The organism is Peptococcaceae bacterium 1198_IL3148 (genome assembly GCA_036763105.1).
Lineage (GTDB): Bacteria > Bacillota > Desulfotomaculia > Desulfotomaculales > Desulfohalotomaculaceae > JBAIYS01.
Genome location: JBAIYS010000003.1, coordinates 126,728 through 146,280, shown reverse-complemented (window position 1 = coordinate 146,280; position 19,553 = coordinate 126,728). Strand labels below are relative to the sequence as shown.

Below are 19,553 nucleotides of genomic sequence, written 5' to 3'. Positions count from 1 at the left end.
GTGGAGGGAATATTTTTGAAAAAATATAATGTTGCTGTTGTAGGTGCGACTGGAGCAGTGGGACAGGAAATTTTGACCATACTGGAAGAGCGAAAGTTCCCGCTGGGAGATTTGCGTTTATGTGCCACATCCCGCTCTGCAGGTAAACAGATTTCTTTTATGGGTAAAACTTATGTGGTAGAGGAAACAACACCAGATTCCTTTAATGGTATGGATATTGCACTTTTTGCGGGGGGTAAGGCCAGTGTTGAATTCGGGCCGGCAGCAGTTGAAAGAGGTTGTGTGGTCATAGATAACAGCAGTAATTACCGGATGGATCCTGAAGTACCATTAGTGGTTCCTGAAGTCAATCCCGAAGATGTCAAAGAGCATAAAGGGATTATTGCCAATCCTAACTGCTCAACAATTATTATGGTGGTGGCATTGAAACCGATCCACGACGCCGCTGGTATAAAACGGGTGGTGGTGTCTACTTATCAAGCAGTGTCTGGTGCTGGTAAGGAAGGTATTGATGAATTAACAGAGCAAACCAAAGCGGTTATCAATGGTGATGAGTACCCGCCCAAAAAGTTTATGCATCAAATCGCCTTTAACTTGATTCCCCATATCGATGTCTGGCAGGAAATGGATTACACCAAGGAAGAATGGAAAATGGTTAAAGAAACGCAGAAAATTTTTCATCAACCGGATATGAGAATTACGGCCACCACTGTCAGAGTACCAATCTACCGCAGTCACTCGGAAAGCATTAACATTGAAACCGAGCGCAAACTCACTGCTGCAGAAGTTAAAGAGCTATTTGCTAAAGCTCCAGGTGTGGTGGTTGTAGATGACCCAGCCACCAATAGCTATCCGATGCCGCTTTATACCTCCTATAAAGATGAAGTTTTTGTGGGCCGTATTCGCGAAGACAATTCCCATGATAGCGCTGTCAACATTTGGGTGGTGGGAGATCAAATCAGAAAAGGTGCAGCAACCAATGCGGTACAAATTGCAGAACTGGTAATAAAATACCAATGCTTATTGGGGAGATAATATGCGTTTTTTGATACAAAAATTTGGTGGCACTTCTTTAACTACACCGGAATTTAGAAAAGAAGTGGCAGCCAAAATTCTTTCAGCACAAAACCAGGGATTTAGCCCTGTGGTGGTGGTTTCAGCAATCGGCCGCTATGGAGCACCATATTCAACAGATACATTAATCAATTTGGTTAAACAAATCAACCGGGATGTACCCAGTAGAGAATTGGATTTATTAATATCATGCGGAGAAATAATTTCCGGTGTCATTATGGCTAACACCCTGATGGAAATGGGTTGTCAGGCAGTTTTTCTAACCGGCGCCCAAGCGGGAATAATTACAGACCAAAACTTTAGTGATGCCAAAATACTCAGGGTGGAACCGAAAAAAGTACTTGAACTGGCTGAACAGGGAAGGGTTGTGGTGGTTGCTGGGTTTCAAGGTATTTCAGAAAATGGAGAGATTACCACATTGGGTAGAGGTGGCAGTGACACCACCGCTGCCGCTTTGGGAGTAGCTTTAGACGCTGAATGCATCGATATCTATACCGATGTTGAAGGGGTAATGACGGCAGATCCCCACATCGTAGATGATGCTAAGATTCTTGAAAAGGTGACCTATAACGAAATTTGCCAACTGGCCCATGAAGGTGCTAAGGTAATTCATCCCCGGGCGGTTGAAATAGCAATGCAAAAAAACATCCCTCTCCGGGTAAAGAGTACCTTTAGCGATGCTCCTGGAACTCTGGTGACCAACCATGGCGAAGTCTATGGTGCCACCATAGACATGACGCTGGATCGAACGATAACGGGCATCACCAATGTGACAGATGTTACCCAAGTGATGATAGATATGAAGGGTCAGTCCATTGATAATATTTGTTTAAAGGTTTTTAAAGGTATGGCGTTAGCAGACATAAGCGTTGATTTTTGGAATGTTAATCCTCAGTACATTGCCTTTACAGTTAAAGATACTGTGGCTGATAAAGCTAAACAAATATTGGAGAATATGGGTATTTTCCCTGAATTAAATTCTGGTTGTGCCAAAGTGGCTGCTGTAGGTGCCGGAATGACTGGCGTACCGGGGGTAATGGCCAATGTAGTGGCATCCCTTACTGCAGCGGGTGTAGAAATTCTTCAATCATCGGATTCCCATACCACAATATGGGTTTTAGTTAAGAATGAAGATATGAAAAAGGCAATTGTAGCACTGCATAAGCAATTTATGTTGGGTAATAAATAGTATATAGAAATAGATAAATAATAGTTTTAAAAAACATAATGGTACGGCTGCTACAGGGAAGAAATATATTAGGGAAGGTGAAAGCCGTGTCTGTAGATTTTGGTAGGGTATTAACTGCAATGGTTACGCCCTTTGATCGGGAACAAAAAGTAGATATCAATCAAGCTAAAAAATTAGCTCGCTATCTGGTGGAAAACGGATCAGATGGCATCGTGGTTTGTGGAACCACTGGAGAGTCGCCAACGTTAACCAAGGACGAAAAAATTGCTTTGTTTAAAGCGGTTGTTGATGAGGTGGGTGGCGATGCAGCTGTAATCGCTGGTACTGGTAGCTATAATACCGCCGAAAGCATTGCCCTTACCGAAAGTGCTGAAAAAACCGGTGTAGATGGGGTAATGTTAGTGGCACCTTACTATAACAAGCCGTCTCAAGAAGGTTTGTACCAGCATTTTAAAGAAGTGGCCCATTGCACTAAGTTGCCAATAATGCTCTACAATATTCCGGGACGTACAGGAATCAACGTTTTGCCAGCCACAGTGGCCAGATTGGCCAGTGACGTGCCCAATATTATAGCGATAAAGGAAGCAGCGGGTTCCATGGACCAAGTAAGTGAATTACGACGGATATTGCCTGAGGGCTTTGCCATTTATAGTGGTGATGATTCCTTAACCTTACCGATATTGGCTTTAGGTGGTAAAGGCATTGTCAGTGTAGCATCACATATTATTGGCAATAAAATACAAGAGATGGTGCAGGCTTATGTAAAGGGCAATGTATCGAAAGCTATCCATTTGCATAGCGAATTATTTCCAATTTTTAAAGGTATGTTCATCACCACAAACCCGGTGCCGGTAAAGGAATCCCTTAATTTATTGGGCATTAACGTCGGCGGTGTCAGGTTGCCACTGGTTAACATTAATGCCGAAGATAAAGAAAAATTAAAAACATTGTTGACAGATAATGGCATTATTTAACACCAAACATCAAAGGGTGTGCAGTTGCTGCACACCCTTTGATGTTGTTGCCGAAAATTACTAAGCATGTGGGTGCATGGCTTTCTAGCAAGTGGAGAAATTATTACTGCATTAATAAGCAACAGGTATTAATCTGCTAAATATTGGTTATGATAACAATGTTTGATTAATTACCCTTGTTAAGTTTAGGCAATTTAAGTATAATAAAGCAGATGGTTAATTTGTACGGCTATTCTATCCCAAAAACCATAGCAATATAATCCCGCCTTCTCCTGGTAATTATCACTTATAATGTTTTAATCAGATTGATTTCAGGGTTAGGGGGTGCATTTTTGGCACGAGAAGCAAAAATTTCGATAATTCCTTTAGGTGGATTAGGCGAGATCGGCAAAAACATGATGGCGATAAGGTACGGGGACAATATATTGCTCATTGACAGTGGTTTATCATTTCCAGAAGAGGAAATGTTGGGTATTGATATAGTAATCCCGGATATTACTTATTTATTAGAAAACAAACACATGCTACGTGGAATACTGCTAACGCACGGACACGAAGATCATATTGGGGCGTTACCGTATGTATTGAGACAAATTAATGTACCGGTTTACGGGACAAAATTGACGTTAGGAATACTGGGTCATAAGTTAAAAGAACACAACTTGACCAATGTGGTTTTAAATCCAGTAAAGGCCAGAGAAACCATTCAAGTTGGGCCCTTTAAAGTTGATTTTATAAAAGTGTCCCATAGTATTCCTGATTCAGTGGGTTTGGCAATCCATACTCCGGTGGGCACCATTGTGCATACTGGAGACTTTAAAATTGACCAAACCCCGGTTGATGGTGAGGTAACAGATTTTTATAAATTGGCCCAATTAGGAGAAAAAGGCGTCTTAGTAATGATGTCTGATAGCACCAACGTGGAAAGGCCTGGATTTACTCTTTCAGAAAAGGCAGTGGGTCAAACCTTTGAACAAACCTTTGGCGAAGCAAAGGAACGTATTATTGTAGCCACTTTTGCCTCCAATGTTCATCGTTTGCAGCAGGTGATATTGGCAGCGCACAAATATGAGCGCAAGGTAGCAGTAATTGGCCGTAGCATGATCAATGTGGTAAACATCGCCTCTGAGCTTGGTTATTTACAGATACCAGAGGGCACGTTAATTGAATTAGATGAGGCTGCCAGATTGCCTAAGGACAAATTGGTGATGTTGTGCACCGGTAGTCAGGGCGAACCAATGTCAGCTTTAGCAAGGATTGCCATGTCTGATCATCGGCAAGTGGAAATTGTGCCAGGGGATACCGTAATTATTTCCGCTAACCCGATACCGGGTAACGAGAAAACGGTAGCCCGGGTGATAGATTTGCTTTTTAAACGTGGTGCTAAAGTAATATATGAATCAGTTTCAGGAATACACACCTCTGGTCACCCAAGCCAAGAAGAATTAAAATTGATGTTTAATTTACTGAAACCTAAATTTTTCATTCCAGTGCACGGCGAGTATCGGATGCTGGTAAAACATACCGAATTAGCTCAGGAAATGGGTATCCCGCCAGAGAATACCTTTGTTGCGGAAAACGGTATGGTGTTAGAGTTTACTAAAAAGCATGGACGGTTGGCAGGTCGGGTACCTGCAGGTCGGGTATTGGTTGATGGTTTAGGAGTGGGCGACGTTGGAAACATAGTACTCAGAGACCGCAAACAGTTGTCTCAAGATGGAATCCTAATTGTGGTTGTTACCATTAGTAAAGAATCTGGTCTGGTGGTGGCCGGTCCAGATATAGTTTCGCGTGGTTTTGTTTATGTCCGGGAATCAGAAAGGTTAATGGAAGATGCTAAAAATAAAGTAAAGAGCGCTTTAGAAAAGTGTTCTGAACGCAATATAACAGAATGGTCTTCCATTAAATCACAAGTGCGGGAAGCATTGAGTAGGTTCTTGTTTGAAAAAACTAGGAGAAGACCAATGATCTTACCAATCATCATGGAAGTATAAGCCGAACTCTATAACCGTAAATCTCTATTCTTTATCGAGATTTACGGTTATTATTTTTGTCTCAAAAAACCATCTCAGACAAAAATTGTGTATTTTTTAAATTGCTGTGCCATACTATGGGTAACTATATGTTAAGGAGTGGATATATCATGTATGATATTTTTCAAGAGTTCCCAGTGGCGCAGCCAGGGCCTAATTTTAATCCAAACTTGCCGCCGCCCGGCCCTAACGTTAATCCCAATCCCAATGTGACCTTTCCTGGTACCCCTGACACCTATCCGCAAACATTTAACCCAGATGCAAACAAGAGTAAACGTGTTGTGGGTAAACCTAAGGGGTCCCTTGAAGCAATACGTGAATTGGGAACCACCGATGTACCAGAAATTAAAAGCAATATTCATTGTGTGACCATAGTGGGTCAAATTGAAGGTCATTTAACGTTGCCACCACAGAATAAAACAACTAAATATGAGCACGTGATCCCACAGCTAGTGGGTATTGAGCAAAGCGACGACATAGAAGGAGTATTGCTAATCTTAAATACAGTGGGCGGAGACGTGGAGGCGGGTTTATGTATAGCTGAAATGATTGCCAGCATGAGCAAGCCCACAGTAAGCATTGTGTTGGGTGGTGGTCACAGCATTGGTGCTCCGATAGCTGTCAGTAGTGATTATTCCTTTATTGCCGAAACCGCCAGCATGACAATACATCCCATCAGACTAAATGGTTTAGTTATTGGGGTACCGCAAACCTATGAATATTTAGATAAAATGCAGGATCGCGTGGTTAATTTTGTTACCGGTCATTCCAACATCACTGAATCGAAATTTAGAGAACTAATGTTTAGAACCGGAGAGCTGGCCAGGGATATTGGTACGGTGTTAATTGGCAAAGATGCGGTAGATGTGGGTCTAATAGATGAAGTGGGTGCCGTGGGACAAGCAGTGAGAAAATTAAAAGAACTCATCGAAGAAAATAATAACATGAGGGGAGTGCCTTTGCAGTGATCCTCTATACACCAATGCAATTGGAATTGGTATTGGCAGGGATGGATCAGTGTAACCAATATGCTCAGCAACGGGAAGTATTATTTAATGGTTCAACACTGGTGGTGGCCGATAATGGTCAGGGAAGCTCCCAAGTTGTGCGATTAATATCCACAAATCCATACGATTATTTAAAACCAGAATTTAGCCCAGGTGCCGAAATTAAATTATAGTAGCGATCAAAATCCAAAACCGCCTGTACATGTTGTTATTGTACAGGCGGTTTTGGATTAATATAATTGATGTCCTTGATTGCCCCTTTGATACATAATGGGCTGTTGATATTGTGGTTGATAACCAGTGGCATTTACTGTTTGCATAACTTCATTTTGCGTATTGCTAATTTTAGTAATTATCTGATTGTGTTGTTGGGGCGGGGCCATCATTGGCTGATACCAGCCCCGTTGGGTCATCAGATCAAATAATTGTTTGTGTTCATTAAAAGTTTCGTTTAGAATGTTGATGTAGTTTTGTCTCAATTGTAGGTTGGATGTTTCCAATATTTTTTGGTTTAGGCACTGACAGGTAAACTTTAAATCATTTAACATGGCTAAGGCCAAGTCTTTGTCTTCGATGTTATCGATAACCATTATTTACCCCTTATTGGATGTTGGCGCCCACACTGTTGACTAACATTTGAAAGGCCTGCATGCGACGGGTTGCCATTTGTTGGCAGATGGCCTTTAATTGTGGGTCTTGGCACTCTCTAGAATAATGATTGAAAGTGCGAATGTTGTTACTTTCCAGTTGTAAGTGTGCTTCCAAATCTATCAATTCTCTGAGGGCTAGGTTGTTATGCATGATTTACCTCCTTTCAAGAACGGTCGGTTGTATTATGCTCAAAATAAGGGGTGTTATACTGGGCTTTGCCAATGAAACAGGAATATGGAAATTTTTGTGGTATAATAAAAGAGGAGGTGTATCATTTGGGTCTTTTTAAAATCGTTAAAGAAGATTTGAAATATGAAATTGCTGGCATAGTTCTATTAGCGCTGGGGCTTTTAGGACTAACTAGTTTTTATAATTCGTCGCTGGGCACCGTCGGAAATTTCATTGGCAGAGTATTAAAGGGAATATGCGGCGAAGGCAGAATAATTTTTCCGATATTGTTGTTTATTCTGGGTATAAGATTGATAGCCCAACGCAACCGAGCAGCGTTATCCACCAAGGTCTACGGTGGCCTATTGATGTTTATCATTACCCTGACTGTTCTTCACCTCCAGTACCCTGTAGATCAGGCCTTTATGCTAGGTTATGAAGGTGTAGGGGGCGGCTTAGTGGGAGCAACTTTTAGCTTTTTGCTGCAAAAAGCCTTTGGACAATCCGGAACATACATAATTTTGGCGGCCTCCACCTTGGTGGCGCTATTGTTATTAACCAATAAACCTTTGGCAATTATGGCTAAGGATGTAGTGACGGTCAGCAAAAATAGCTGTATAAATTTTAAAAATTCCTTAGTGAATTTCTTGTTTACCGACAGTGCAGACACCACTGAACCAAAAGAACAGCATCTGCAAACCATCGAACCTGAAACAATTTTCATTGATGGGTTGAATCAACATCAGCAGGATAGGATAAAAACGGACCAAACACCTGTGGATCAACCAACTGGCCCATTACCGATAATTAGGACAAAAACTAACAAATCCACCATCGCTAAAGAGTTAAAGGAAGTTGAAGAACCATGGAACGATCAGCAACAGCCCATTAATTATACGCAATTGTCAATTGAGGACATGCCAACCTATCAATTACCACCAATAACATTGCTATCGCGACCAAAGAGCAAAAGCAATGTTAGCACTAAAGACATCACCGAGCGGATACACACGTTAGAAGATACTTTGGCCAGTTTTGGTATCAAAGCTAAGGTAACCCAGGTTTCTCGCGGTCCAACCATAACTAGGTTTGAAATTCAACCGCCAACAGGGATAAAAGTAAGCAGAATAGTTGGGTTGGCTGATGATATTGCCTTGTCGATGGCCGCACCCGACGTGCGCATAGAAGCGCCGATACCGGGCAAGGCGGCAATTGGTATTGAAGTACCCAACAAAGAGGTCACAATGGTGCACATTAGGGATATTTTAGAAAGCAGTGAATATGTGCAATCCACGTCAAAACTTTCCATAGCTTTGGGAAAAGATATTGCGGGTAATTCGGTGGTGGCTGATTTAAGCAAAATGCCCCACTTGCTTATTGCCGGGGCCACCGGGGCCGGTAAGAGTGTATGTATTAACACATTAATAGCCAGCATACTATTTAAATCTACCCCCGATGAGGTAAAGTTGCTGATGATTGACCCTAAAATGGTAGAACTGGCTATGTACAATGGTATCCCACACCTGGTATCTCCGGTGGTGACTAACCCCAAAAAGGCGGCGGCCTCCCTTAGGTGGGCGGTTAAAGAAATGGAAAGACGTTATAATTTATTTGCAGAAACCGGGGTTAGAGATATTACTAGGTATAACAATTTGATTAGAACTAATGACGCCGATGCCGAAGACAAGCATTTGCCTTTAGTGGTTGTAATAATTGACGAGTTGGCTGACCTAATGATGGTAGCACCGGCTGATGTGGAAGATGCGGTTTGTCGTTTGGCGCAAATGGCCCGTGCTGCGGGCATTCATTTAGTGGTTGCCACCCAAAGGCCTTCGGTTGATGTTATAACAGGCTTAATTAAAGCCAACATACCTTCGCGGATTTCCTTTGCGGTGTCGTCCCAAGTGGATTCCCGTACCATCCTAGATATGGCCGGTGCAGAAAAATTATTGGGCAAAGGAGACATGCTGTTTTACCCAGTGGGTGCATCTAAACCGGTGCGGATACAGGGTGCGTTTCTTTCAGATAAAGAAGTGGAAGAACTGGTTAATTTCCTTAAAAAACAAGGTCAACCGGTGTATGATGATAAAGTTACCAAGGATGTTCCTAACGAAACAACGGTGGAGCCGCCAGTTGAGGATGAATTATTGCCACAGGCGGTAAAGATCCTAATTGAACAGGGACAGGCGTCAATTTCGATGCTACAACGGCGCTTACATATTGGCTATGCCCGGGCAGCGCGATTAATTGATATTATGGAGCAACGAAAAATAGTGGGACCTTACGAAGGCAGTAAACCACGAGCTATTTTGATGACGTTAGAACAATATAATCAAGTGTTTGGCGAGAAAACATCCCCAGATTAAATCGGGATGTTTTCTTAATCCTTACATAACTTGACCATTTATGACAGATGATATATACTCGTTTATATGTAAAAAATGTAAAATATTTAAATTATAGGTTTAAAAATTGCCTGAATTAGTTTTTTGGCAAAGCAGGATTGTCTGACAAAGCATAGAATAAATTGTAATATGGAAGGATAACCATGGGTAGAAACGACATAACTATTGAAGAAGCATTAAACATGAACAATGTATGTTACGTAGACTTACGTTCTGAGGGAGAATATGCAGAGGACACCATACCGGGCGCCATTAACATACCGATATTTAACAACCAAGAACGTGCATTAATAGGTACAACCTATAAACAAATTGGAGTGGAGCAAGCTAAAGAATTAGGGTTGGAAATTATTGCTCCTAAATTGCTCGTTATATATAAACAATTAAGGGATATCGCAGCCACCAAAACTTTAATAGTATTTTGTTGGCGCGGGGGAATGCGCAGTAAATTTGTGTTATCGGTGGTGTCAAGCCTAGGTATACCGATGTTGCGTATATCTGGCGGTTATAAATCATATCGCAAATATGTTGTTCAATATTTAGATAGAGAAAAACTACCACATAAAGCAGTGGTTTTGCACGGACTAACCGGTGTGGGAAAGACAGAAGTATTGGAAAAATTAACATCAATGAAAGAACCGGTTTTAGATATAGAGGGCTTAGCAAAACATCGTGGTTCGGTGTATGGAAAGATTGGTATGCCTGCATCACCATCTCAAAAATCCTTTGAGTCAATGATTGTAGATAAACTGAGAAAGTACGAAAAAGTAAATTATTTTTTAGTGGAGTGTGAAAGCAGAAGGCTGGGGAAACTGCTGGTGCCACAAATTGTTCTAAACACTATGGCCGATGGATATAAAGTGCTTTTATATGCAAAACTAGGCAAAAGAGTTGCAAGAATCACTAAGGATTATACAATGGGTAAAGATCACAATATTGAAGCGCTTAAAAGTGCCACGTCGTTGTTGTATAAAAGGCTTGGTAAACAAAAGGTTGCTGAATTAAACCAAATGCTAGATGAACATAAATTTGATGATGTCTTTTCATTTCTTCTAACCACATATTATGATCCGCTATATAAATATCCACAGCAGCCTGATAATGGTTTTGATCTTTGTGTAGATACTGGCGACATTAAGCAGGCTGTAAAAGAAATAGCTGCTTTTACTAAAAAAATATCTAATAATTAAGAGTGTAAACGGGAGGTGATCTTTTTGGAAATTGGGGACTTGCTAAAACAAACCAGGTTGACAAAGGGTTATTCATTGGATGACATAGAAGAGGCAACTAAGATTAGATCACGCTACCTAGAAGCGCTGGAGAATGAAAAGTTCGATTTGTTACCTGGACAAGTATACGTTATTGCTTTTTTGAGAAATTATGCCCGTTTTCTTGGCTTAAATGACGATGAATTGGTGGAGCAATATAAAAGTAAATTCCAAAGTAACATCAACATAGCGGCTAAGGAGACTGAAGAAAATAAACCCACTGTTAAGGAAAGACCGTCGCGAAGGCGCCGGAGGCGGGGACAATCACAAATAGCAAAACTGGTTGCTGCGGTGGCAGTTATCGCAGTGATTTTTGCCTTTGCATCTGTCTATAAAGCCTACGCACCGGGACATAATGTGCCCGAACTACCCAATGCAGTACAGGATAATGATGATAACGATCAGCCTAAAGACAATAATGGTGATGTAAACAATACACCACCTGAAAATAATCAATCTGAACCCCCTGAACAACCCATTGAGGGGGTTGAATTAGTGCTTAATGTTACCGATGCTAACTGCTGGATGAGAGTAGATGTTGACGGACAAATCGCCTTTGAAGGCACAGTTACTGCGGGAACCAGCAAGGAGTTTAGCGGGTCGGAAAGCATTAATATCATACTAGGGAATGCTGGTGTGGTTGACGTTCAATATAACGGTGAAAACTTGGGTAAGTTGGGTCCGATGGGACAAGTGGTCAATGAACAATTTAAAGCCCAGCAAGGCTAATGCAATAATAAAAGAAGACTAAAGGGTTCGGTAATGGACCCTTTAGTCTTCTTTTAATGCTATACCACAATTTGGACAAAAATTGGGACTGCCAGTGTAGTAGGCACCACAATTATGGCAAGCGATGGCAGATTCTTCGGTAATGTCTATACCGCTGTGTCGATCTCGGCTTGCATTGACAATTTTATTTAAAATAAAGCTGCGGGATAACCAAAAAACTAATCCAATAAGCAACACTAAAGAAATTAAAAGATGCATTTTATCTTCAACTCCTTAGTAATATTATGCCATAAATAAATAAAATAAGTAATAGCTTTGACAGTATAATTGCGCTGCTGTATACTTTAAATGCAATCGAAAATGGAGGGTAATTAATGACAGGAAAGAAAGTTGCAGTTGTTAGTCTTGGTTGTAATAAAAATTTAGTGGATACTGAAAACATGTTAGGATTACTAAGTGAACGTGGCTATAATGTCACTGCTAATGAAAACGAAGCCGATGTGCTAATAGTCAACACCTGTGGCTTTATTGAAAGCGCTAAAGAGGAATCCATTCAAGCTATATTAGAAATGGCTAAGCATAAAGCGCTAAAGGGTAGTAAACTTATTGTAACTGGTTGCTTGGCTCAACGATACAAAGATGAGTTAATGGAGGAAATGCCAGAAATTGATGCCATAGTTGGCACCGGTGGTGTCAGTAACATTGTAGAAGTTGTGGAGCAAGCAGCGGGGGGCGCCAGAGTTAACGCAGTATGTGATCCTAGTAGTGTGACCGATACTGCTTTGCCGAGGGTGCTTTCCAATCCAGGCCATAGCGCATACGTAAAAATTGCTGATGGGTGTAACAATCGGTGCGCCTACTGTGCCATTCCTGCAATCAGAGGTGCTTATACCAGTAAACCGATGGAGGTTATTGAACAAGAGGTCAATTATTTACTGGATAATGGAATTAAAGAAATTATTTTAGTGGCCCAGGACACCACCCGTTATGGTTATGATCTTTATGGACAATATGTTTTGCCAGAGCTGGTGACGAGACTAACCAAGTTACCAAAGTTAAAGTGGCTGCGTTTACTATATTGCTATCCCAGTTATCTCTCTGATGAGTTAATTAGTGTTATCGCAAAAGACCCGAAGGTTTGTAAGTATATAGATTTACCACTGCAACACGCGTCTGATAACGTACTGAAAAAAATGCATCGCCGGGGAAATGTTCAGCAAATCAAAAATCTTATAACTAAAATACGGACAGCTATTCCCGATGTAACTTTGAGAACATCCTTTATAGTGGGTTTCCCAGGTGAGAGCAATGATGATTTTCAACAGTTACTAGACTTTATGCAGGAAATAAAATTTGACCGCGTGGGAGTATTTCAGTATTCTCAGGAAGAAGGTACACCGGCTGCAGAAATGCCTGATCAAATAGATGAAAGTGTTAAAGAACAACGTTACCATTCAACAATGCAGTTACAACAACAACTATCCTTGGAAAAAAATAAAAATAAAATTGGCCAAGTTTTAGAAGTACTTATTGAAGGTGAAGTGGTTGACCAAGAGGCCACCTATGTAGGTAGGAGTCATGGAGATGCACCAGAAATTGATGGGCAAGTATATTTTCAGGCAGGAACAAAGATTCATGCTGGCGAATTAGTTCAGGTAAAAATAACAGATGCAACGGAATATGATTTGATAGGAGTACTGAGCAAATGAATTTACCGAACCGTTTAACTATGGCCAGAATATTTTTAATCCCCGTATTCTTATTAATAGTCTCCATTAAAATACCCTATGGAGATATTTTAGCTGCGGGAGTTTTCATATTAGCTGCCAGTACCGATGGTTTGGACGGTTACATCGCTAGAAAAAAGAAAATGATCACTAGGTTTGGTAAATTGATGGACCCTCTGGCGGATAAGTTGTTGGTGACCGCTGCTTTGATTAGTTTGGTAGAACTGCAACGTCTTTCAGGTTGGGTAGCGGTAATAATTATCGGAAGAGAATTTGCAGTTACTGGGTTAAGGACATTGGCTGTGGGTGAAGGGGTAGTTATAGCGGCCAGTAAATTAGGGAAATATAAAACCGTTTCCCAAATTATTGCGATTGTGGCATTGTTTTTGCCACAGTTGCCCTTTTATCCCTATACCGGCCATTTTGCCATGTCCATTGCTGTAATATTTACCATTTGGTCCGGTATAGATTATTTCAAAAAGAACTGGCATGCCATTAAAAAAGGCGGATTTTAGCATATAACATGGAATTTATGTTAATATTTACATATTGATATTTAGCATAAACATGCTATAATAATATTTCCAAAGAGTACAGCGAACAGTCGCTGCCATAATGGTAGAGGAAAGTCGAGACGCACACAGCCCAAAGGCTGTAGTACGGAGCCCAGTGTAAGCTGGGGCAGGGCGACCTGACGACGGTGAAAGAAGCTCTAGTAGTTTCAAGTAGCTGTAAAGTGCCACAGAAACGATGTCACTGGGCGACCAGTGAGTGCAAATGGTAAACTCCTCCAGTGCGCAACCCAAATAGGCGAGCGGCGTTGCCAATCGCGGGTAGGGGCACCCCCTAAATGGGGAAGGAATGAAAGATCATTCCTTAGATAGATGACTGTTTAAAACAGAATCTCGCTTACAGCTATACTCTTTGACAATTAACAGACATTTAGATAACATTGCAACTAAAGCCACCTCACATGAGGTGGCTTTAGTTGTCTGCACCCGATGATGGAAGTTGTTTCATAATGATGCTTGTATGTTATTGTGTTATAATGGTAGTTGTTTATTGGCTAACTTTAGAGAGGGGGATGGCTGTGGAGTGGCGCGGTCTCCGGATACCAATAATTATCTTAGCACTATTAATCGGTTTAATTTTATTTTTTGGTGGTCAATTTTTATATAATAAATACAACATAGAAAAACCACTGGAAGAATTAATAATGGAGAATAAATCAGTGCAACAGGTCACCATTGATGAAAAAGCTGATATCACTGTGATCGAAATAAAATTAAAGGATGAAGGAATAAATAGCGCTGAATTGTATCAAGAGATATATTTTGAAGCTAGCAAAGTGCTAAAAAATCAGTCCTTTAGAATTAGCTTTGTGGATAATCCTGACCAACAGCTATATCAACTTTGGCAGCGCAGTCAGTACTACATTCATCAAGCGATAATGCAGGGAAACTTCCCTGAGATGGTTGATAATATAGAAAAAATGGCCACTGAAGCCCAGGTAAATGCCGAGGTATATGTAAGTGGCGACAACATTTTTATTCAATTATTTAACGAGCACACCAATAAAAGTTTAATCAGAATAGTAGCGAGACAAAACTACATGGTAACGGGACAAGTTGCCAATATTGGAGGTGAGGCCAGTGATCAAAGAAATTAGCCTTGGCTTGACTTTAGCCTTAATTATATTTGCTTTCATTGCTGGCTATGATATCTTTCCCTTATTTATTTTGGCAATTGCTGGCGGTACTTTATATTTTATTGCTCAAACAAAGGGTTTGGTAAAGGGCTTTGAGAGTGGTGGTACTGCAATTCCCAAAGTTACCTTTGAGGATATTGGTGGTCAGGATACCGCCATTAATGAGTTAAAAGAAGGTTTGGACTTTATTAAAAACTACCAGCAGGTTAAAAAGTTAGGCATTCGTCCGTTAAAAGGGATACTTTTTACCGGGCCACCGGGTACTGGAAAAACATTGTTGGCTAAGGCCGCCGCCAATTATACGGATGCTGTGTTCTTAGCATCATCTGGCAGCGAATTTGTGGAAATGTATGCTGGTGTTGGTGCTCAACGGGTGAGAAAATTATTTAATTCAGCCAAAGAAAAAGCAAAGAAAGTCGGCAAAACAACAGCATTAATATTTATAGACGAAGTGGAAATTCTTGGTGCTAAACGGGGTCAAAACAGCAGTCACATGGAATACGATCAAACTCTGAATGAATTATTAGTGCAAATGGACGGAATAAAATGTGATGACACAGTGAGAATATTGGTGATAGCTGCCACCAACCGAGTTGATATGTTAGACCCCGCTCTGACCCGTCCCGGCAGATTTGATAGGCAAGTAAAGGTGGAATTGCCTGACCGAAATGGCCGATACCAAATTTTAAAAATTCATGCCAAGAATAAACCTTTGGCAAGGGATGTAGACTTAAATGTCATCGCAAAAGAAACCTTTGGCTTTTCAGGTGCTCATTTGGAGAGTTTAACTAACGAAGCAGCGATTCTTGCCATGCGGGAAAACTCTGAATGTATTTATTATCGGCATTTGCAAGAAGCGGTGGATAAAGTAATTATGGGAGAAAAGTTGGATCGTCGCCCAACAAATGAAGAACTACAGCGGGTGGCCATACATGAAACTGGTCACGCCCTAATCGCGGAACTGGTACGTCCCGGGTCAGTGGCGACATTAACGGTGACACCAAGGGGAGGAGCTTTGGGGTATATGAGACAGCACAATGAAGAGGATAGTTACTTATATACTAAGGAGTATCTAGAAAACCAAATTGCTATTATGCTGGCAGGAGCGATAGCTGAAGACGTGGTAATGGGTAATCGCAGCACTGGTGCAACTAACGATTTTGAAAAAGCTTTTCAAACAGCTGAAACAATCATTAAAACCGGCCTCAGTGATCTAGGCATTATTGACATAAACTCGCTGTCTCAGGAGCAAAAGTTTAAAGAGGTTAAAAGTATTTTAAATCAACAGGAAAACCGGGTTTTGGAGTATATCAAAAAAATGATTCCTGTGATAGAGCAGAATGCCAAAAACCTTTTAGAAAAAGAAAAGGTAACTGGTAAAGAATTTCGCTATCTAATTAATCAGGCAGTGGCATAATGCAATAATCAGTGTTAGTGGAGCCGATGGCTCCACTTTACTTTTTAATTATTTAATTTATAATAAATAGAAGAAAATAAATTAAGGGTAGGCAAAAATCAAAATCAATGTTAAAATGAAGCGGTAAGTAATAAATTTCACATACCCTTAAATGAATTACAGGTGTCAGAAAATTTTTAAGCAACAAAAAAATGAATAAATGGTGGTCTTATATGAAAGCTGAAATGATTTTTACCGGTACTGAACTACTATTGGGACAAAGTTTAAATACACACGCGCAATATCTAGGAAGAAAACTGTCTGATTTGGGGATAGAAGTAACACTACATACCACAGTGGGCGACGATTGGGATCAAATGGCTATGATTCTACGCCAATCACTGGAACGTTCTGATATTATTATCACCACCGGGGGATTAGGCCCTACATCCGATGATTTGACCAAAGAAACCATAGCGGAAGTGTTGGGCTTACCAATGGTACTGCATGAAGAATCGTTAGTATCAATCAAACAATTTTTTATTAGCCATAGCAATGATATGCCTGACAGTACCGTTAAACAGGCATATTTCCCCAAGGGAGCAATGATTTTACCCAATCATTGCGGCACCGCGCCAGGGGCAATCCTTGAGACATCCAAGGGTAATGTTGTGATCGTACTTCCTGGCCCCCCTTGGGAATTGGAGGCTATGTACGACAACTATGTTGTATCGTACCTTGCATCTCTATCGGGGAGAGGAGAAGTTACTCGCTTTACTACAATTAAAGTCACTGGCATTAGGGAAGACAATGTGCAAGAAATGTTAAACGGTCTGGATGGCATAGATAATCCCGAGCTGGCATATATTGCTCGTCCGGGTGAAGTACATGTAAGAATAAGTGCCCATGCTACCACCACTGAGGAAGCGGACAAACTGGTGAAGCCATTGGCTGAGCAGGTGAAGGCTCGTCTAAAGCCCTATATTTTTGCCATGGATGATGAAAAGATTGAAATGGTTGTTGGGGATTTATTGAAAAAATATAACAAGACCATAGCGGTGGCAGAATCATGTACTGCAGGTTTAGTAGAGGCTCGGTTGTGTGATATTCCTGGGTGTTCCAAATACTTAAAGGGTGGAATTGTTTGCTACAGCAAGGATGCCCAAGAGAAACTGTTGGGTATTGATCCTGTGGCCATAGAGTCCCATGGACTGGTGAGCGAATGGTCAGCCACTAACATGGCTAGAAAGGTGCGCCAACTTCTGAGGGCAGATTTAGGGCTAGCTGTTACTGGTATAGCTGGGCCGGGTTACAATGAGAAGAAACCCATTGGTTTAGTTTATATTGCATTGGATACAGCCGAAGGCACAATTTGCCGCCAATATAAACTACCCGGTCGGCGGATGGCCATTCGTCAAGGTAGCGTTAACGCATCATTAAAAATGATTAGGCACTATCTGGAAAAAGTTGAGTATTAAAGAGGGTTCATTGCGAACCCTCTTTGCGGTTGTAAAGGGATAAATTTTCATTGACAATCCAATAAAGTCGATAATATAATTGATACATAATGCGCGCGAACATGCGTTTTGAGAGGGGATGAGCTTTTGACGGATAAAAAGTCGGCCTTAGAGGCAGCGCTGGCTAAAATAGAAAAGGACCATGGCAAAGGTTCCATTATGAGACTGGGAGAAGTAAACGCAAAATTACAGGTGGAAAAAATACCCACTGGCTGCATGGCTTTAGATTTAGCTCTGGGCATTGGGGGCATACCACGGGGTAGAGTTACTGAAATATACGGTGCTGAATCATCAGGTAAAACAACCATTGCTCTGCATGTTATTGCCGAGGCCCAAAGAGCTGGAGGAGTGGCGGCAATTATTGATGCTGAACATGCTTTGGATCCTACATATGCTGAGGCTTTAGGTGTAGACATCGATAATCTGCTTATCTCACAGCCCGATACCGGTGAACAAGGTTTAGAAATTTGCGAAGCTTTAGTGAGAAGCGGTGCTGTGGATGTGGTAGTAATTGACTCTGTGGCTGCGTTGGTACCACGGGCAGAAATAGAGGGCGAAATGGGAGATGCACACGTTGGCTTACAAGCCCGTTTGATGTCCCAAGCGTTAAGAAAGCTAACTGGTGTAATTAGTAAATCAAAAACCGCGGCGATTTTTATCAACCAGTTAAGGGAAAAAGTTGGCGTAATGTTTGGTAACCCGGAAACTACACCTGGTGGACGGGCATTGAAATTTTATGCTTCCGTTAGAATGGAAGTACGCAAGTCTGAGCAATTAAAACAGGGTACCGACGTTCTGGGTAACCGTACCAAAGTAAAAATAGTAAAAAATAAAGTGGCCCCCCCTTTTAAAGTGGCGGAATTTGATATTATGTACGGAGAAGGGATTTCAAAAGAAGGCAGCATTGTTGACATAGGCGTAGAGCTAGATGTTGTTCAAAAAAGTGGTGCTTGGTATGCCTATAATCAAGAGCGTTTAGGTCAGGGGCGTGAAAATGCCAAAGAGTTCCTCAAACAAAATCCAATTATTGCTGAAGAAATTGTGCAAAAGATAAATGATAAAATTAACCCCCCGACGTTAGCGGACGGGGTGGCTGATGCTGATTAGAATCGGAATAATTGCATAACAAAAGCTTAGGCGTTTGCCTAGAGGCTTGGCCAATGCCAAGCCTTTCTAGTTATAATGAGGTGGTTAAAAATAGATAGGGATTTGGTAAAGGCAAAAAACTATGCTTTAAGGTTACTGACATACCGCCAACGGAGTCAGCATGAAATAAAGAATAGGCTGGAACAAAAGGGTTATGATCAGTGTATAATTGAGCAAACCTTAGATTTTCTAAAAGATTGTAAACTGATTGATGATTACCAATTTGCCCAACAATATATATACAATAAAATTTCTAGTGCCAAACCAGTGGGCGTAAATCGTATGAAATATGAATTGGTTCAATTGGGAATAGATAAAGACATTGTATCAGATGCTGTTGCCACCATTGACTATCAAACAGAATTGGATTTAGCCAAAAAACTGGTAAAAAGGACCATCAATAACAAAACCAGCCCACCGAAATCACAGAAATTAGTTGCCCTTTTACTGCGCAGAGGATTTTCTTATAACATTATTAAAGAAGCCCTTAGGGACTTTGATTTGGATGTAACTTGACACTGAACAGAAAAACTTGTAAAATTGAGGATGGCAGAAAATAGG

General features: G+C 41.0%; 19 protein-coding genes and 1 other RNA gene. 17 read left to right on the top strand and 3 right to left on the bottom strand.

Features of this window, described 5'->3' with window-relative positions:
* Positions 1 to 15 precede the first annotated feature (15 nt).
* The 6 genes from V6C27_04575 (at position 16) to V6C27_04550 (ending at position 6,450) form a co-directional block, all read left to right on the top strand.
* Complete coding sequence (locus V6C27_04575; protein MEG6615701.1) at positions 16 to 1,035, top strand: aspartate-semialdehyde dehydrogenase; 1,020 nt, start codon at positions 16 to 18, stop codon at positions 1,033 to 1,035.
* Position 1,036: 1 nt separating this feature from the next.
* Positions 1,037 to 2,263: an aspartate kinase gene (dapG, locus tag V6C27_04570; protein ID MEG6615700.1), complete on the top strand. Its 1,227-nt coding sequence runs from the start codon at positions 1,037 to 1,039 to the stop codon at positions 2,261 to 2,263.
* Between the two features lie 86 nt (positions 2,264 to 2,349).
* Positions 2,350 to 3,237 carry a 4-hydroxy-tetrahydrodipicolinate synthase gene (gene dapA, locus V6C27_04565; protein ID MEG6615699.1) on the top strand — a complete coding sequence of 296 codons (888 nt, stop codon included), beginning with the start codon at positions 2,350 to 2,352 and terminating at the stop codon, positions 3,235 to 3,237.
* A 332-nt stretch (positions 3,238 to 3,569) separates the two neighbouring features.
* Positions 3,570 to 5,231, top strand: a complete 1,662-nt coding sequence (locus V6C27_04560) for a ribonuclease J (protein ID MEG6615698.1) — start codon at positions 3,570 to 3,572, stop codon at positions 5,229 to 5,231.
* Positions 5,232 to 5,380: 149 nt separating this feature from the next.
* The gene (locus tag V6C27_04555; protein MEG6615697.1) at positions 5,381 to 6,238 is read left to right on the top strand and encodes an ATP-dependent Clp protease proteolytic subunit; all 858 of its coding nucleotides are present in this window, start codon (positions 5,381 to 5,383) and stop codon (positions 6,236 to 6,238) included.
* Positions 6,235 to 6,450: a YlzJ-like family protein gene (locus V6C27_04550; GenBank protein ID MEG6615696.1), complete on the top strand. Its 216-nt coding sequence runs from the start codon at positions 6,235 to 6,237 to the stop codon at positions 6,448 to 6,450. The genes V6C27_04555 and V6C27_04550 overlap by 4 nt, the downstream gene beginning before the upstream one ends.
* Before the next feature lie 57 nt (positions 6,451 to 6,507).
* On the opposite strand, the gene V6C27_04545 is transcribed toward V6C27_04550, so the two are convergent.
* On the bottom strand, positions 6,508 to 6,867 hold the full coding sequence (locus V6C27_04545; protein MEG6615695.1) for a spore coat protein: 360 nt from the start codon (positions 6,865 to 6,867) through the stop codon (positions 6,508 to 6,510).
* 10 nt (positions 6,868 to 6,877) lie between these two features.
* The gene (locus tag V6C27_04540) at positions 6,878 to 7,078 is read right to left on the bottom strand and encodes a hypothetical protein (protein MEG6615694.1); all 201 of its coding nucleotides are present in this window, start codon (positions 7,076 to 7,078) and stop codon (positions 6,878 to 6,880) included.
* 125 nt (positions 7,079 to 7,203) lie between these two features.
* Here V6C27_04540 and V6C27_04535 point away from each other — a divergent pair, with 125 nt between their 5' ends.
* From V6C27_04535 to V6C27_04525, 3 genes are all read left to right on the top strand, one after another.
* A complete protein-coding gene (locus tag V6C27_04535) occupies positions 7,204 to 9,462 on the top strand; it encodes a DNA translocase FtsK 4TM domain-containing protein (protein ID MEG6615693.1) in 2,259 nt (752 codons plus the stop codon).
* Between the two features lie 182 nt (positions 9,463 to 9,644).
* Positions 9,645 to 10,691, top strand: coding sequence for a tRNA 2-selenouridine(34) synthase MnmH (mnmH, locus tag V6C27_04530; GenBank protein MEG6615692.1), 1,047 nt, complete (start codon positions 9,645 to 9,647; stop codon positions 10,689 to 10,691).
* Between the two features lie 24 nt (positions 10,692 to 10,715).
* Positions 10,716 to 11,498: a RodZ domain-containing protein gene (locus V6C27_04525; protein MEG6615691.1), complete on the top strand. Its 783-nt coding sequence runs from the start codon at positions 10,716 to 10,718 to the stop codon at positions 11,496 to 11,498.
* 42 nt (positions 11,499 to 11,540) lie between these two features.
* Here V6C27_04525 and V6C27_04520 read toward each other — a convergent pair whose 3' ends face one another.
* Positions 11,541 to 11,756, bottom strand: a complete 216-nt coding sequence (locus V6C27_04520) for a hypothetical protein (GenBank protein MEG6615690.1) — start codon at positions 11,754 to 11,756, stop codon at positions 11,541 to 11,543.
* A 116-nt stretch (positions 11,757 to 11,872) separates the two neighbouring features.
* Here V6C27_04520 and rimO point away from each other — a divergent pair, with 116 nt between their 5' ends.
* The 8 genes from rimO (at position 11,873) to V6C27_04480 (ending at position 19,508) form a co-directional block, all read left to right on the top strand.
* Positions 11,873 to 13,207, top strand: a complete 1,335-nt coding sequence (gene rimO, locus V6C27_04515) for a 30S ribosomal protein S12 methylthiotransferase RimO (GenBank protein MEG6615689.1) — start codon at positions 11,873 to 11,875, stop codon at positions 13,205 to 13,207.
* Positions 13,204 to 13,740, top strand: coding sequence for a CDP-diacylglycerol--glycerol-3-phosphate 3-phosphatidyltransferase (gene pgsA / locus V6C27_04510; protein ID MEG6615688.1), 537 nt, complete (start codon positions 13,204 to 13,206; stop codon positions 13,738 to 13,740). Before rimO ends, pgsA begins: the two co-directional genes overlap by 4 nt.
* 77 nt (positions 13,741 to 13,817) lie before the next feature.
* An RNA gene (gene rnpB, locus V6C27_04505) (RNase P RNA component class B) lies at positions 13,818 to 14,142 on the top strand.
* Positions 14,143 to 14,315: 173 nt separating this feature from the next.
* Complete coding sequence (locus V6C27_04500) at positions 14,316 to 14,894, top strand: hypothetical protein (protein MEG6615687.1); 579 nt, start codon at positions 14,316 to 14,318, stop codon at positions 14,892 to 14,894.
* The gene (locus tag V6C27_04495; protein MEG6615686.1) at positions 14,878 to 16,350 is read left to right on the top strand and encodes an AAA family ATPase; all 1,473 of its coding nucleotides are present in this window, start codon (positions 14,878 to 14,880) and stop codon (positions 16,348 to 16,350) included. The genes V6C27_04500 and V6C27_04495 overlap by 17 nt, the downstream gene beginning before the upstream one ends.
* A 212-nt stretch (positions 16,351 to 16,562) precedes the next feature.
* Positions 16,563 to 17,807, top strand: coding sequence for a competence/damage-inducible protein A (locus V6C27_04490; protein MEG6615685.1), 1,245 nt, complete (start codon positions 16,563 to 16,565; stop codon positions 17,805 to 17,807).
* 126 nt (positions 17,808 to 17,933) lie between these two features.
* Positions 17,934 to 18,953: a recombinase RecA gene (gene recA / locus V6C27_04485; GenBank protein ID MEG6615684.1), complete on the top strand. Its 1,020-nt coding sequence runs from the start codon at positions 17,934 to 17,936 to the stop codon at positions 18,951 to 18,953.
* 75 nt (positions 18,954 to 19,028) lie between these two features.
* A complete protein-coding gene (locus V6C27_04480; GenBank protein MEG6615683.1) occupies positions 19,029 to 19,508 on the top strand; it encodes a regulatory protein RecX in 480 nt (159 codons plus the stop codon).
* Positions 19,509 to 19,553: the final 45 nt, after the last annotated feature.